Raw genomic sequence first — 13416 nt, 5'->3', positions numbered from 1 at the left:
TGTCACTTCCGCAACGCGCTCTAAAAGGTGAGTTGCACCTTGCAGGCGGCTGCGCGATCGCCGGCGAGCGTGAAGGCAGCGGTGGCTTGTTCGAGCGGCAGGCTGTGGCTGATGATCGGCCGCACATCGATCTTGCGGCTGGAGATCAGCTCGACGACAGTACCGAATTCCTCGTGGAAGCGCTGCGTTCCGTGGAGTTGAAGCTCCTTGCCGACGATGGCGTTGAGAGGGATCGGGACGTCTCCCGTGACGCCGACCTGCACGATCGTTCCGCGTGGTCTGATGGCGGCGATCGCGCCGCGGATGGCCGGGGCGGCGGCCGAGCATTCGAAGACGAGATCGAAATAGCCCTTTCCCGCCTCGAATTCCGCAAGCGCCTGGGCATTCTTGGAAACATTGATCGTGCGGCTGGCGCCCATCGCTTTGGCCCGGTCCAGCGCCGCATCCGCGAGATCGGTCACCACGATCTCGCTTGCGCCATGATAGGAGGCGACGGCAACCATCAGAGCGCCGATCGGGCCGGCGCCGGTGACCAGCACGCGTTTGCCTGTGATATCTCCTGCGCGCGATGCCGCGTGCAGGCAGACGGAGAGCGGCTCGCTACAGGCCGCTTCCGCAGCAGTTGTCGCTGCTCCGACCGCGAAGCACTGCTTGGCCGGCACCACCAGCCATTCCCGGAACATGCCCTGCTCATGCGGCAGGCGCATCGCACTACCCATGAAGCGCATTTCCAAGCAATGGATTGGCATGTTTTTCTCGCAATATTCGCAATGCCCGCAGGGTTGGCTGGGATTGACCGCCACCAGCGTCCCGGCGTTTAGGTCGACGCCTTCGCCCGCTTGGCTCACCGTCCCCGAGGCCTCGTGGCCGGGTATGATCGGCTCGCGAACCCGGACTGGGCCGAAACCGCCGTCCTGATAATAATGCAGGTCGGAGCCGCAAATCCCTGCGGCCGCCATTTTGAGAAGCACCTCGCCGGGACCAGGGGCCGCAACCGTATCGGTCTCGATCCTCAGATCGCCCTTTTGGTAAAGCCGTGCCACACGTGTCCGCATCTTCCGCTCCTATCTCAGCAGCCCGAGTTGCTGCGGCAGCCACAGCGATATGGCGGGCACGAAGGTGATCAGGATCAGCGCCAGGAAGAGCGGCACCAGCCAGGGCAGGATCGCCATGGTCGTACGTTCGACGGAGAGTTTCGCAACCCTCGACAGCACGAAAAGCACCATGCCGAGCGGCGGGTGTAACAGGCCGATCATCAGGTTCAGCGTCATGATGAGACCGAACTGGACCGGATCGATCCCGAATTTCAGAACGATCGGCAGAAGGATCGGCACCAGGATGGTAATGGCCGCGATCGTATCCAGGAAGCAGCCGACGAAGAGCATCAGCAGGTTCACGAGGATCAGGAAAAACCATTTATTGTCGGTGATCGACAGGATCGCATCGGAGAGCAACTGCGCCGCCTGGCTCACCGTCAGCAACCATGCGAAGACCGATGCCGCAGTGACGATGAAGAGAACGGATGCCGTCGTCTCGATCGTATCGAAGCTCGCCTTGGCAAGCGTCGAGGGCGTCATCGTCCGGTAACGCACCAGACCGAGAAACAGAGACCAGAGGACAGCCGCAACCGCTGCCTCCGTCGGCGTGAACCAGCCCATCGTCATGCCGCCGATCAGGATGACGGGCGTCATCAGCGCCATGACGGCGGAAAAGCGGAAATACCAGTCGAGGGCAAGAAGCAGGGCAAGGGCAATGCCCGCCGCAACATTCATCGATACGCCCGCCTGCATCAGCAGATAGATGGCCAGCGGCACCGCCAGGACGACGACGATTTCCATCCCCGCCGACAGCAGCTGTCTGACATCAAATGGCGCGTCGGAGCCCCAGCGCTTCCAATAGGCAAAGGCGGCGGCGGTGATCATCATCAGGAGCGTCATGACAATGCCGGGCAGGATGCCCGCCATGAAAAGAGCGCCGATCGAGACGTTCGCCATCATGCCGTAAATCACGAAAGGCAGCGACGGCGGGAAGATCGGGCCAAGCGTTGCCGAAGCCGCCGTCACGCCGACCGCGGCCTCGACCGGATAGCCATGATCCTTCATTGCCTTGATCTCGATCGTGCCGATACCGGCCGCATCGGCAAGCGCCGTGCCAGACATGCCCGAGAAGATCACGGAACCGATGATGTTAACCTGCGCCAGACCGCCCTTCATCCAGCCGACGAGAGCGACGGCAAAGGAATAGATGCGGCCGGTGACGCCGGCCGAGTTCATCAGATTGCCCGCCAGGATGAAGAAGGGCACGGCGAGCAGCGGGAAGCTTTCGACGCCGGCGATCATGCGCTGGGCGACGATGATATCGGGCGCCACGTCGTAAAGGACGATGTAGAGCACGGATGCGACGGCCATCGAGATGGCAACGGGCACCCCGACCAGCATCAGCACCAGAAACGAGCCAAGAAGCAGTAGCATCAGATCAATCCTCGACGGTCTGGAATTCTTCGGGGCGCTCCAAAACGGAGTAGCCGCGGCGCACATTGGCGATGAAGACGACGATCGCGCGGATCAGCATCAGCACGAAGGCGATGAGAACGCTGTAGAAAACGACGTTGCGCGGCAGGTCGACGGTGACCATCTGCTCGTCCGCGACGATATCGACGTAACGCCACATCAGGTGGCAGCCATAGGCGAAGAAGCCAATGCGAACGATATCGACGAAAGTGGCGAGCACGCGTGCCAGACCTGCCGGCATATAGTGATAGAACACATCCACCTGGATATGCCGCGAGGTGCGCACGCACATGACGGAACCGAGAAAGACGACGCCGATCAGGCAGTTGATCGCAATCTCCTCGGTCCAGGCGTAGCTGTCGTTCAGCACATAGCGCGTGAAGAACTGCAGGAAGACGCAGCCGGCCATCAGCCAGAAGACGCTCAGCGTGATCCAGTCTTCAATGGCGTAGTCCGAGACGTTTGCGGTCGGCGCGTGCCCTTCGAACTCGTGACCGATTTCTTCGGCCGTGATTTGCGTATGAATTTCTTGCGACATGATCGGCCCTGTTCCAGTTCGGAATGAAGGAGCGCGGCGCCTGCAGCAACCAACGTGTTACTGCATCCTTGCGCGTCTGAAAGACGCGCGGCGCTGTAAGGCGCCGCGCCGCGTGGGTTTACTGGATCGCGCGGATTGCTTCCCAATCGGCCTTCTCGTAGCCGAAATCCTCGAACTTGACCTTTTCCATCACGGTCTTTTCGAAATCGGCCTTGTCGACCTCGGCGACATTCAACCCTTTTTCCTTGAAGGTCGCGATGAGGCTGTTTTCCTTGCCGGCGATTGTCTTGCTCGTACGCTCGGCGGCCTCCTGCATGACCTCGCCGAAGATCTTCTTGTCCTCGTCGGAAAGGCTCGCCCACCGCGTCTTCGAGACTACGGTGTTGAGGTGATCGACGATGTGGCCGGTGAGGATGATGTTCTTCTGGACTTCGTAGAACTTCTTCGCCTCGATCGTCGTCAGCGGATTTTCCTGCGCCTCGACCGTACCGTTCTGCAAAGCGAGATAGACCTCGGCAAAGGCGATCGGCGTGGTGTTGGCGCCACAGGCGCGCGGCATGGCGAGATAGGCCGGAACGTCAGGCACGCGGATTTTCAAGCCCTGCATATCGGCGCATTTGGTGATCGGCTTGTTTGATGTCGTATGGCGCGTGCCGTAATAGCTGACGGCCGCGATGTGGTTGCCGGTCTTGTCTTCATAGCCTTTGGCAAGACGCTTGAAGACATCGCTCTTGGTATAGGCGATCAGGTGATCGGGACCGCGGAAAATGTAGGGGAAGTAAGTCACGCCGATCGGCTTGTAGTCTCGCGCCGCGAAGCTCGATCCCGAGATGATGATGTCGACGGTCCCTAGCTTGAGGCCCTGGTTGATGTCGGCTTCCTTGCCCAGCTGCGACGCCGGATAGACCTCGATCTTATAGCGCCCGTCTGTGCGCTTGTTGATCTCTTCTGCGGCCCATACGGAATCCGTGTGGAAGGGCTCTGACGTTTCATAGACATGAGCCCATTTCAGCACTGTCTGGGCCTGTGCGATCGCGCTGCTCGCCATGATTACGGCTGCAGTGCAAAGTATCGTTGCCAGTCTGCTTTTCATTGCTCTCTCCTCCCGAGCTTGGGTTAAGTCTTGGCAGTTCCTTTCGGCGGCCGCTTGTTGCGTCCGCGCTCCTCTTCCCCCGAGAACTCCTCCCCGAAGCTTTCGGAAAACCTCTTCTGCGACATGGTCAGATGGGCGCGCATGGCAGCCTTGGCGCCGGCGGCATCGCCGGCGGCGATCGCGTCGCGAATGGCCCGGTGCTCATCCAGAGCGCTGCGCCATGTCGTCGGCCCCTCGAAGTGGCTAGCGAGCCTTGCGAAATAAGGCGTCATGCGCATGTCGAACATCTCGCCCGTCACGCGGATCAATGTCGCATTCCCAATGATGGCGGCAATGCCGGTGTGGAAGGCGCGATCGGCATCGAGCACTGCGATTGCATCGTTAACCACACCACCCATGCGCGTCAGAGCTTCATCGAGCAGAGCGATATCGTCCGGCTTGGCGCGACCGGCCGCTTCTTCGGCGATGGCGCATTCGATGAGGGCCCGCGCCTGGAGCAGTTCGAAAGGCCCCTCCACTGGCTCGCGCTCGGCCCCAGCGACGGTCGCAGCATGCTGGCGCACCACATAAATGCCGGATCCCATGCGGATATTGACGAGGCCTTCGACCTCCAGGACGATCAGCGCCTCGCGGACGGTCGGGCGCGAAACCGACAGTTGCTCCGCCAGATCGCGCTCGGCCGGCAGCCGCTGGCCGACGGCAAGCTCACCGCTGGCGATCATCATACGAATCTGATCCGCGACCTGCCGATACAGGCGCCGTGATTCAACAGGCGAAAACATCGTGGCCTCCCTAGGCGGCTTCTCCTCAAGCGCGCAGCTGGTCAATTGGCCTGACCAATTAAGTTATAGGTAGCATCCCTTGGGTTGTGCGTCAATCCGCCGCATAACTGGAAAAAGATTGTTTATCCAAAGGCAGAGCACGACTTGTTCTCGCCGACGAGGGGCAAGCCCCGATCGCTACTGGTGCAAAGCCTGAGGACGGCGGCAAATATACGACCAATCGACGAACGACAGGTCGGTTAACTAGAAATCCAAGGGCGCCAGCCTCCATACGACGTCGGTGGCCGCCGAGCTTGGCTCGAGAATGCTGTCCAGAAAAAGAAAGCTCCGGATCCGCCAGCTGCGATAGATTTTTCGCTTTTGAACGGTCGTATCGCACTGCTCGCGTCGTTTGGCGAGAGCACGCCGTCTCCCAGCCGCGAGCGCCATGAAGTCTGCTCGGCGATGCCGAAATTTTGAACCCGGGGTGGCCGATTGCAAGGCATTTGACCCACCGTGCCTCTTTTGCACGCGGTTCGCCGACCGGGTTTTGTACGCAATCGCACGCGTCGAGAAATTCCTTTAGCAGATGCTAAAGTCTCACCTACGGTAATCCAGCTGGGGGTCACTGGTATGGATCAATATTCCTTCCCGAGCGACGAGGATGAAATCCATCGCCACATCGTCGAGAGCGCGCTCGACTATGCGATCTTTGCCATGGATCTCGATGGCACTGTGGCGACGTGGAGTGCCGGTGCGGAAAACCTCTTCGGCTATTCGGCATCCGAGATGATCGGACAGAATGGGGTCATCATCTTTTCATTCGAGGATCAACTCGCCGGAGCGCCGCTCAAAGAGAAGCGGCTTGCGCTGACCACCGGCCGCGCCGACGACAATCGGTGGCACGTCAGAAAAGACGGCAGCATGTTCTGGGCGTCAGGGCTGATGATGCCGCTTCGCAACGACGTGGGTGGGATCTACGGCCTGGCGAAAATCGTCCGGGACCGGACCCTGACGCTTCAGCAGGACGAAGCGTTGCGCGCCAGCGAGGAACGCCTCCAGCTTATTCTTAAAAGCGCGATCGATTACGCGATCTTTTCCTTTGATCAAGATGGGCGGATCATCAGTTGGAACACCGGGGCTTGCCGCATCTTTGGATATCTGGAGGATGAGATTCTCGGTCAAGACGCACGCATTCTCTTCGTACCGGAAGACCGCACCGAGGGCCATGTGGCGCTTGACCGCGAGATGGAGACGGCGCTTGAGCGCGGCCGGGCTGAAAACGAACGATTTCATTTGCGTAAGGATGGATCCACGTTCTGGGGCAGCGGATTGACCATGCCGCTGCGCGCCCATCATCAAAGAGCCGGCTATCTCAAGGTACTTCGGGATGACACCGAGCGTCACTTTGCAGATGAGCACCAGCAAATCATGCTGCGCGAGATGAGCCATCGTGTCAAAAACAGCCTGACACTGGTCACCGCCATGCTTTCGATGCAGGCCCGCTCGGCTGAACAGCAGGAGGTGGGAGAGGCTTTGCGCGATGCCGAAGCGCGCGTCGGCACCATTGCCGAGGTACACGATCAATTGTGGCGCCAACCGAACATCGAAACGGTGGAACTGGCGGATTTTCTGTCAAGCCTGTGTCTGCGCCTGCAGCAGGCGGCATCAAAGCACACGGTTTCGGTCGACGCGGATGCGTGCGTTATCGATGCAGACCGGGCAATCCAGCTTGCCCTTCTCGTCAACGAACTGGTGACGAACGCCTTCAAGCACGCTTATTCCGATATTTCAGGCACTGTCACCGTCAGTGCGCGCGCCACCGCCGACGAAATCCGCCTTGAAATCGCCGATGATGGAAAAGGTTTCCCGGACGGATTTTCCGTCTCTAAAAATGACGGCAAGAGCTTGGGCATGAAGGTCGTGCGCGTTCTGGTGCAGCAGTTGAGGGCCGAGCTTCACATCGAGAATCGGCGGCCCGGCGCGAGTTTTCTGATCCGTCTGCCCCGGAATCCCTGACAGATTTCCCGGGCAGCCCGCAAGTTTTGTCAAAACCGCACAAAGCGCCTTCCAAATATGGATATGGCTGCTGTTTTGACGCATAAGCTGGTCATTACCGCGATCTCATAGCTGCCGGTATGAGCGCGGGCTCCCTCCCGCTGGAGAGGGGTCATGCCCGCACAGGATCAGCGTATTGTTCATAACTTGCTGTTGAAGGCTTTGCCTGCGGAGGCCTTTGACCTGCTGGCCGCCGATGCCCAAGCCGTCGAGCTGCCGTTGAGACATGTGCTGGTCGAGTCAGACCAGCCGAACGAACATGTCTGTTTCGTCGAAAGTGGTCTGGCATCGATGGTGGCGACGAACGCCGAAGACGAAGCCGTCGAGGTCGGACATATCGGATTTGAGGGCATGGCAGGACTGCATGTTGTTCTGAAGACGAATACGACACCCAATCGGACCTTCATGCAGGTCGCGGGATCCGGCCTGCTGGTCTCCGTCGAGACCTTCGGGCGGGTGCTCGCAGCGTTTCCTGCCGTCAACGATCTGTTCCTCCAATATATGCATTGCTGTGATATACAACTGGCTCAGTCGGCTCTCGCCAACGGGCGCTACAACATGCATGAGCGGCTCGCCCGCTGGCTGTTGATGTGTCACGATCGGCTGAATGGCAACGACCTGCCGCTCACGCATGAATTTCTGGCGCTGATGCTCGGCGTACGACGCTCGGGCGTGACGAACGAACTGCATGTCATCGAAGGAATGAGAGCCATTAGGTCGACCCGCGCCAACGTCAAGGTTCTCGACCGAGAAAGGCTGGAGGAGATCGCCGCCGGAAGCTACGGCATTCCGGAACGGGAATACGAGCGCTTGATCGGACTGCCGATCCGGCGTTCCGCTAGAGCATGAAGCCGAAAAGTGTGGGCGGTTTTCGGACGACATCAATTTAGAACAGGATGTCTTAGTCGGAGCTTCTGATCGTCTCTGACGAAGAGCATAGTCAGAAAAACGGTTCCCTGTTCGTCACCGATGTGTATCTTTCTCGCCGACATGTCTTTTCCCGCAAGCACTGCTGGCTCATCAGCGCTCTCGCATCTTGCACGGCTTGTTGCCTTGCGTCCTCGATCGTCGCCAGTTCGGTGCCTTCCCAGACGGCAGGCGTCGAAGTTCCTGAAACGATGACTTTGGTCTGCTCCTTAGAAAAGGACCAGTTCGCCACTCAACGGCACCAATAGTTGTCCTCTCGCCCCCTTTTGGCCGGCGCCGGATGAATTGGGGGGTCTGGCGGCGCATTTTTAATAACCGGTGTTGGGCCTTGCATGGACGGCATCGCTGGAGTTTTTCAAGTCCAAATGCATACGATATCGGACAAACACGTCGCTTTCATCCGATCCGGCACGTTTCGCGTTGGTGAATCATGCCATCGAGAAAAGAGGGCTAGCGGCCTGAAGCCGTCGTGCCGGCAGCGGTCCTGCCCGACGGACGTGCTTTGCTGAAGTTCGGCCACGCAAAACCCCCGAGGTTGGATGTCCAACTTTCGGGGGTCAGGTCACGATGGGAATTTTCGTGAGGAAGCCGATCAATTGTTGTGAGCCGCGCAGGCTTCATCCATCGGGGTGGCGTTGCTCGTACCGCCCTGTGTCTGAAGATTGGCAGAGTTATTGACCGGATTGGGGCACTTGGTCTTATCCATCTTCATCGTGCCGCTGGTCGTGGAATTCGTCGTGGTGGAATCCGTTGCCATCGGCTTTTTAGTCTTCGTGTCGCTAGTGGCGCCGCCGCCCTGATCGGCTTGATTCTTGTCGATCGTTGCGCCGGCCGGCGCTGGGTTGGACTGGGCGAAAGCGGATGTGGCCATCCCGATAGCGAAGAGGGAAGCTGCTACAAGTTTCATGCGCATTGTGATGTCCTCCTTGGGGATCTTTGCGTGCTTGACCCATTCACAACCTCGTTCTTTGATCATTGTTCCGCTGCGGCCGATAAATGCACTGCCGCGTCCGACAGCCGCGACGCGGTCAACAATCGAGGTCTTTTAAGCAGGAGGATGAGCACCCATTGCTCACAAGGTAATCGGCGATTATTTCGCGTAAAGCGCCCGCGACCGCTCAAGATGCTTGAGCAGCGCCGTTTCCGAGCCATCCACATCGTTTGCTTCAAGGCGGTCGACGATCTCGTCGTGTTCGGCGAGCGTGAATTTTTCCTTGCCGGTCCAGATCAGCATCTCGGTATGATATTCCTTCAGCCAGGCAAGCATTGCTTCGCTGACGGCAATGTAGATCGGGTTGCCTGATATCTGCGCGATGCGGGTGTGAAACTCCATGTCGGCGTCGATGAACTCTTCGGCCCGGCCAAGTGACATTCGCTGGCGTTCGATGATGTTCCTGAGGTCGGCGATATCGCTTGCCGAGGACCGCTGCGCGGCCTCGCGCGCCATGCCCCGCTCGAAGAAGATGCGCGCGCTCTTCAAATATTCCAGCGAGTCCGACGATTGCGACAGCATGATCTTGGCGGTGAGATCGACCTGGCGGAATATCGATTTTGCCGTCAGCCGGAGAACCTTGGCCCGCTCGCCATGTGAAATGCTGACCAGACCTTTGTTGGCGAGGGATTGCATGGCCTCCCTGATCGCCGGCCGGCCGACGCCGAAGCGTTCCATCAGCACCCGCTCGGAAGGCATTTCGTCGCCGGGCTGGAGCTCGCCCGAGGTAATCATTCGCTCAAGTCGATCAAACACTTCGTCAGAGAGTTTCCGGCGGACGATTTGTTCGAGGGGCTGGGTCATCATATCTCGCTGGCTCAAATGTTTCCTCCTAACAGTTTCCGGGTCGAGAACAAAGCTGTCGGCGAAAATTTGCGGATCCGAAGATTCTACTTTTCATGAGTTGGAATACTCATTATACCAGATCACAAGTTGACGCCATGGTAATCTGCGTGGCGAGAGGAGCAACCGTCCGTTTCATGATAGTTACCCTGACCTACCGTATCGAAACGCCCGGCAGCGTCGAGGCGATGGCGGAAAAGATCGCGAGCGACCAGTCGACCGGCACCTTCGTTCCCGTCCCCGGCGAGACCGAAGAGCTGAAATCACGTGTCGCCGCCCGCGTCCTGGCGATCCGTCCGCTCGAAGATGCGCGTCATCCGACCTGGCCCGAGATCGCCCCCGGCACGTTGCTTCATCGCGCCGATGTCGACATAGCCTTTCCACTGGATGCGATCGGCACCGACCTTTCGGCATTGATGACCATTGCGATCGGCGGCGTCTACTCCATCAAGGGCATGACCGGCATCCGCATCGTCGACATGACGCTGCCCGACGCCTTCAAAAGCGCGCATCCCGGACCGCAGTTCGGCATTCCTGGAAGCCGCCGCCTCACCGGCGTCGAAGGCCGACCCATCATCGGAACGATCGTCAAGCCGGCGCTCGGTCTCAGGCCGCACGAAACGGCGGAACTGGTCGGCGAGTTGATCTCATCCGGCGTCGACTTCATCAAGGATGACGAAAAACTGATGAGCCCGGCCTATTCGCCGCTCAAGGACCGCGTTGCGGCGATCATGCCGCGCATTCTCGATCACGAGCAGAAGACCGGCAAGAAGGTCATGTATGCCTTCGGCATCTCGCATGCCGACCCCGACGAGATGATGCGCAACCACGACATCGTCGCCAAGGCCGCCGGCAACTGCGCCGTCGTCAACATCAACTCGATCGGCTTCGGCGGCATGAGTTTTCTGCGCAAGCGCTCCAATCTGGTGCTGCACGCACATCGAAACGGTTGGGACTTGCTGACGCGCGACCCGGGCGCCGGCATGGATTTCAAGGTCTACCAGCAATTCTGGCGGCTGCTGGGCGTCGATCAGTTTCAGATCAACGGCATCAGGGTCAAATATTGGGAGCCGGACGACAGCTTCGTTTCGTCCTTCAAGGCCGTCAGTACGCCGCTGTTTGATGCCTCCGATTGCCCGCTTCCGGTTGCCGGTTCGGGTCAGTGGGGAGGACAGGCGCCTGAGACCTATCAGCGGACCGGCCGCACCGTCGATCTTCTCTATCTCTGCGGCGGCGGCATCGTCAGCCACCCCGGCGGCCCGGCGGCCGGCGTTCGGGCCGTGCAGCAGGCTTGGCAGGCCGCGGTCGCGGACATCCCGTTGGAGACCTACGCGAAAGATCATCCGGAGCTCGCCGCCTCGATTGCAAAGTTCAGCGACGGCAAGGGCGCGTGACCGCGATGGATGGACCTCTCGTCAGCTATTACGGGGATGACTTCACCGGCTCCACCGATGTCATGGAGGCATTGGCATCGAACGGCGTGTCGACCGTGCTCTTCCTCGACGTTCCGACACCGGAACTGCTCGCGCGTTTTGGGGATTGCCGGGCAATCGGCATTGCCGGGACAAGCCGCAGCGAGACCCCCGCATGGATGCAAGAGCACCTTGCGCGCGCTTTCGAGTGGCTGAATTCGCTCGGCGCTGACATCTGCCACTACAAGGTCTGCTCGACCTTCGATTCCGGCCCCGAAATCGGCAATATCGGCAAGGCGATCGAAATCGGCCGATCGGTATTCGGGCAATCCGTCGTGCCCGTCATCGTCGGTGCGCCGCAATTGAAGCGCTATACGGCATTCGGCAATCTCTTTGCCGCTTACCAGGGCCGGATCTTTCGCATCGACCGCCATCCCGTCATGAGCCGCCATCCGGTGACCCCGATGGACGAGGCGGACCTTGCGGTCCACCTGTCGAAGCAGACCCGCCTTCCCGTCCTGCTCGCCGATCTCGTCGCCATCACCGCGCCGGACGCCGATGCGCGGATCGACGAACTGGCGTCGGCTTCAGAAGGGATCCTGCTCATCGATGTCGACTCCGAGGCGACGCAGGAGGCCGCGGGTCGACAGTTGCTTCGTGCCACCGGCCGTTCGGGAAGCTTTGTCGCCGGCTCCTCGGGGGTCGAATATGCCCTGCTCAGCGCGTGGCGGCGGAGCGGCTTCATCGGCAACAGCGGCGCCGAGTTTCCCGATATCGGCCCGGTTGATCGCCTCGCCGTCGTCTCGGGCAGCGTATCGCCAACGACCGAGCGCCAGATCCGGACGGCTGTCGACAACGGCTTCGAGAGTATCGCGCTCGATCCGCTTGCACTGGTCTCGGAGCATGGCGAAGGCGCGGTGGATGCAGCGGTCGAGGCCGGCATCCAGATGCTCCGGCAAGGCAAGAGCGTCATCCTTTATACCGCGCTTGGCCCGTCCGCAGACCGCGGCACCGACATCGACAGGCATCCGGGCGCTCGTCACCGGCTCGGCAGCGCGCTCGGCACGATCTTGCGCCGCCTGATCGAGAGCGAAGGACTTTCACGTGCGGTCGTCGCCGGCGGCGACACATCCAGTCACGCACTGAGACAGTTGAAGATCGACGCGCTGACAACGCTTCTTCCGCTGCCCCAGACGCCGGGTTCTCCGCTTTGCCTTGCGCATGGCGACTATCAGCCGACCAACGGCCTGCAGATTGCCCTCAAAGGCGGTCAGGTCGGGACGGACGGCTATTTCACGCAGATCCGCGATGGAAGGAAACTGTGATGGTTTCCCCGAACCGGCTTGGCGCAGAAAAACGTGTGGATCATATGAATCAAGTGATATGGTGATTGACTCATCATACCAGTATATGATCCTATCCAGAAACGGAAAAGGTGAGGAAAACATGACTAAGATTGCCCTCTTCGGCGCAGGCGGAAAAATGGGATACCGGCTTGCCAAAAATCTCAAAGGCTCGCGTTTCCAAGTGCGCCATATCGAGGTGAGCGACGCAGGCAAGGCCCGTTTGAAGAATGATCTCGGTGTCGATTGCGTGCCCGTGGATATCGGGCTCGACGGCGCCGACGTGGTGATCCTTGCCGTGCCGGACACGGCAATCGGCAAAGTCGCGGCAGGCATCGTCGACAAGCTCGCATCAGGTACCATGGTGATCGCGCTGGACGCTGCGGCTCCCTTTGCCGGCCACCTGCCGAAGCGCGACGATCTTACCTATTTCGTCACCCATCCCTGCCATCCGCCGATCTTCAACGACGAGACGGACATGCAGGCGAAGAAGGACCACTTCGGCGGCCTCTTCGCCAAGCAGCATATCGTCTCGGCGCTGATGCAGGGTCCGGAAAGCGCCTACGCGCTCGGCGAGGAAATCGCCAAGCTGATCTGGGCCCCGGTCATGCGCTCGCACCGGGTCACGGTCGATCAGCTTGCCATGCTCGAACCGGGCTTGTCGGAAACCGTCTGCGCATCGCTGCTCGTCGTCATGCGGCAGGCCATGGACGAATGCGTGGCACGCGGCGTGCCGGAACAGGCCGCCCGCGACTTCCTGCTCGGCCATATGAACGTGCTCGGCGCGGTCATCTTCAAGGAAGTCGACGGCGTGTTCTCGGATGCCTGTAACAAGGCGATCGAGTTCGGCATCCCGGCGCTGATGCGCGACGACTGGAAAAAAGTATTCGAACCGCAGGAGATCGCCGAAAGCATCCGGCGCATCACGTGAACCGGCTTG

The 13416-nt window shown here is 60.0% G+C and carries 13 protein-coding genes; 5 read left to right on the top strand and 8 right to left on the bottom strand.

The features are described 5' to 3' along the window. Positions 1 to 20 precede the first annotated feature (20 nt). The 5 genes from AC245Y_RS25830 to AC245Y_RS25810 form a co-directional block, all read right to left on the bottom strand. On the bottom strand, positions 21 to 1055 hold the full coding sequence (locus tag AC245Y_RS25830; RefSeq protein ID WP_017996040.1) for an L-idonate 5-dehydrogenase: 1035 nt from the start codon (positions 1053 to 1055) through the stop codon (positions 21 to 23). A gap of 9 nt (positions 1056 to 1064) precedes the next feature. After that, positions 1065 to 2471, bottom strand: a complete 1407-nt coding sequence (locus AC245Y_RS25825; RefSeq protein WP_017996041.1) for a TRAP transporter large permease — start codon at positions 2469 to 2471, stop codon at positions 1065 to 1067. A 4-nt stretch (positions 2472 to 2475) separates the two neighbouring features. Beyond that, a complete protein-coding gene (locus AC245Y_RS25820) occupies positions 2476 to 3048 on the bottom strand; it encodes a TRAP transporter small permease (protein WP_017996042.1) in 573 nt (190 codons plus the stop codon). A 118-nt stretch (positions 3049 to 3166) separates the two neighbouring features. Beyond that, a complete protein-coding gene (locus tag AC245Y_RS25815) occupies positions 3167 to 4141 on the bottom strand; it encodes a sialic acid TRAP transporter substrate-binding protein SiaP (protein WP_003562281.1) in 975 nt (324 codons plus the stop codon). A 23-nt stretch (positions 4142 to 4164) separates the two neighbouring features. Next, a complete protein-coding gene (locus tag AC245Y_RS25810) occupies positions 4165 to 4923 on the bottom strand; it encodes a FadR/GntR family transcriptional regulator (RefSeq protein ID WP_017996043.1) in 759 nt (252 codons plus the stop codon). A gap of 612 nt (positions 4924 to 5535) precedes the next feature. On the opposite strand from AC245Y_RS25810, the gene AC245Y_RS25805 reads away from it, so the two are divergent. Both AC245Y_RS25805 and AC245Y_RS25800 read left to right on the top strand, forming a co-directional pair. Further along, positions 5536 to 6921, top strand: coding sequence for a sensor histidine kinase (locus AC245Y_RS25805; RefSeq protein ID WP_017996045.1), 1386 nt, complete (start codon positions 5536 to 5538; stop codon positions 6919 to 6921). Between the two features lie 153 nt (positions 6922 to 7074). Beyond that, a complete protein-coding gene (locus AC245Y_RS25800; protein ID WP_003562284.1) occupies positions 7075 to 7809 on the top strand; it encodes a Crp/Fnr family transcriptional regulator in 735 nt (244 codons plus the stop codon). Between the two features lie 91 nt (positions 7810 to 7900). Here the strand turns inward: AC245Y_RS25800 and AC245Y_RS25795 are convergent, their stop codons facing one another. The 3 genes from AC245Y_RS25795 to AC245Y_RS25785 all read right to left on the bottom strand — a co-directional run bounded on the left by AC245Y_RS25795 (position 7901) and on the right by AC245Y_RS25785 (position 9682). Continuing rightward, on the bottom strand, positions 7901 to 8002 hold the full coding sequence (locus AC245Y_RS25795) for a hypothetical protein (protein ID WP_458394977.1): 102 nt from the start codon (positions 8000 to 8002) through the stop codon (positions 7901 to 7903). Positions 8003 to 8479: 477 nt separating this feature from the next. Continuing rightward, complete coding sequence (locus tag AC245Y_RS25790) at positions 8480 to 8800, bottom strand: hypothetical protein (protein WP_003562285.1); 321 nt, start codon at positions 8798 to 8800, stop codon at positions 8480 to 8482. Between the two features lie 177 nt (positions 8801 to 8977). After that, positions 8978 to 9682 (bottom strand): transcriptional regulator NanR, encoded by a 705-nt coding sequence (locus AC245Y_RS25785; protein ID WP_026157568.1) that lies wholly within the window; start codon positions 9680 to 9682, stop codon positions 8978 to 8980. 176 nt (positions 9683 to 9858) lie between these two features. Between AC245Y_RS25785 and oiaX the strand changes: the two genes are divergently transcribed. The 3 genes from oiaX (at position 9859) to AC245Y_RS25770 (ending at position 13407) form a co-directional block, all read left to right on the top strand. Then, on the top strand, positions 9859 to 11115 hold the full coding sequence (gene oiaX, locus AC245Y_RS25780; RefSeq protein WP_032996858.1) for a 3-oxo-isoapionate-4-phosphate decarboxylase OiaX: 1257 nt from the start codon (positions 9859 to 9861) through the stop codon (positions 11113 to 11115). A 5-nt stretch (positions 11116 to 11120) separates the two neighbouring features. Continuing rightward, positions 11121 to 12458 carry a four-carbon acid sugar kinase family protein gene (locus AC245Y_RS25775; RefSeq protein ID WP_032996962.1) on the top strand — a complete coding sequence of 446 codons (1338 nt, stop codon included), beginning with the start codon at positions 11121 to 11123 and terminating at the stop codon, positions 12456 to 12458. Positions 12459 to 12579: 121 nt separating this feature from the next. Further along, positions 12580 to 13407: a phosphogluconate dehydrogenase C-terminal domain-containing protein gene (locus tag AC245Y_RS25770; RefSeq protein ID WP_017996050.1), complete on the top strand. Its 828-nt coding sequence runs from the start codon at positions 12580 to 12582 to the stop codon at positions 13405 to 13407. Positions 13408 to 13416 lie beyond the last annotated feature (9 nt).

The sequence above is a fragment of the Rhizobium sp. SRDI943 genome (assembly GCF_057653695.1).
This window is presented reverse-complemented; position numbering and strand designations above follow the sequence as displayed.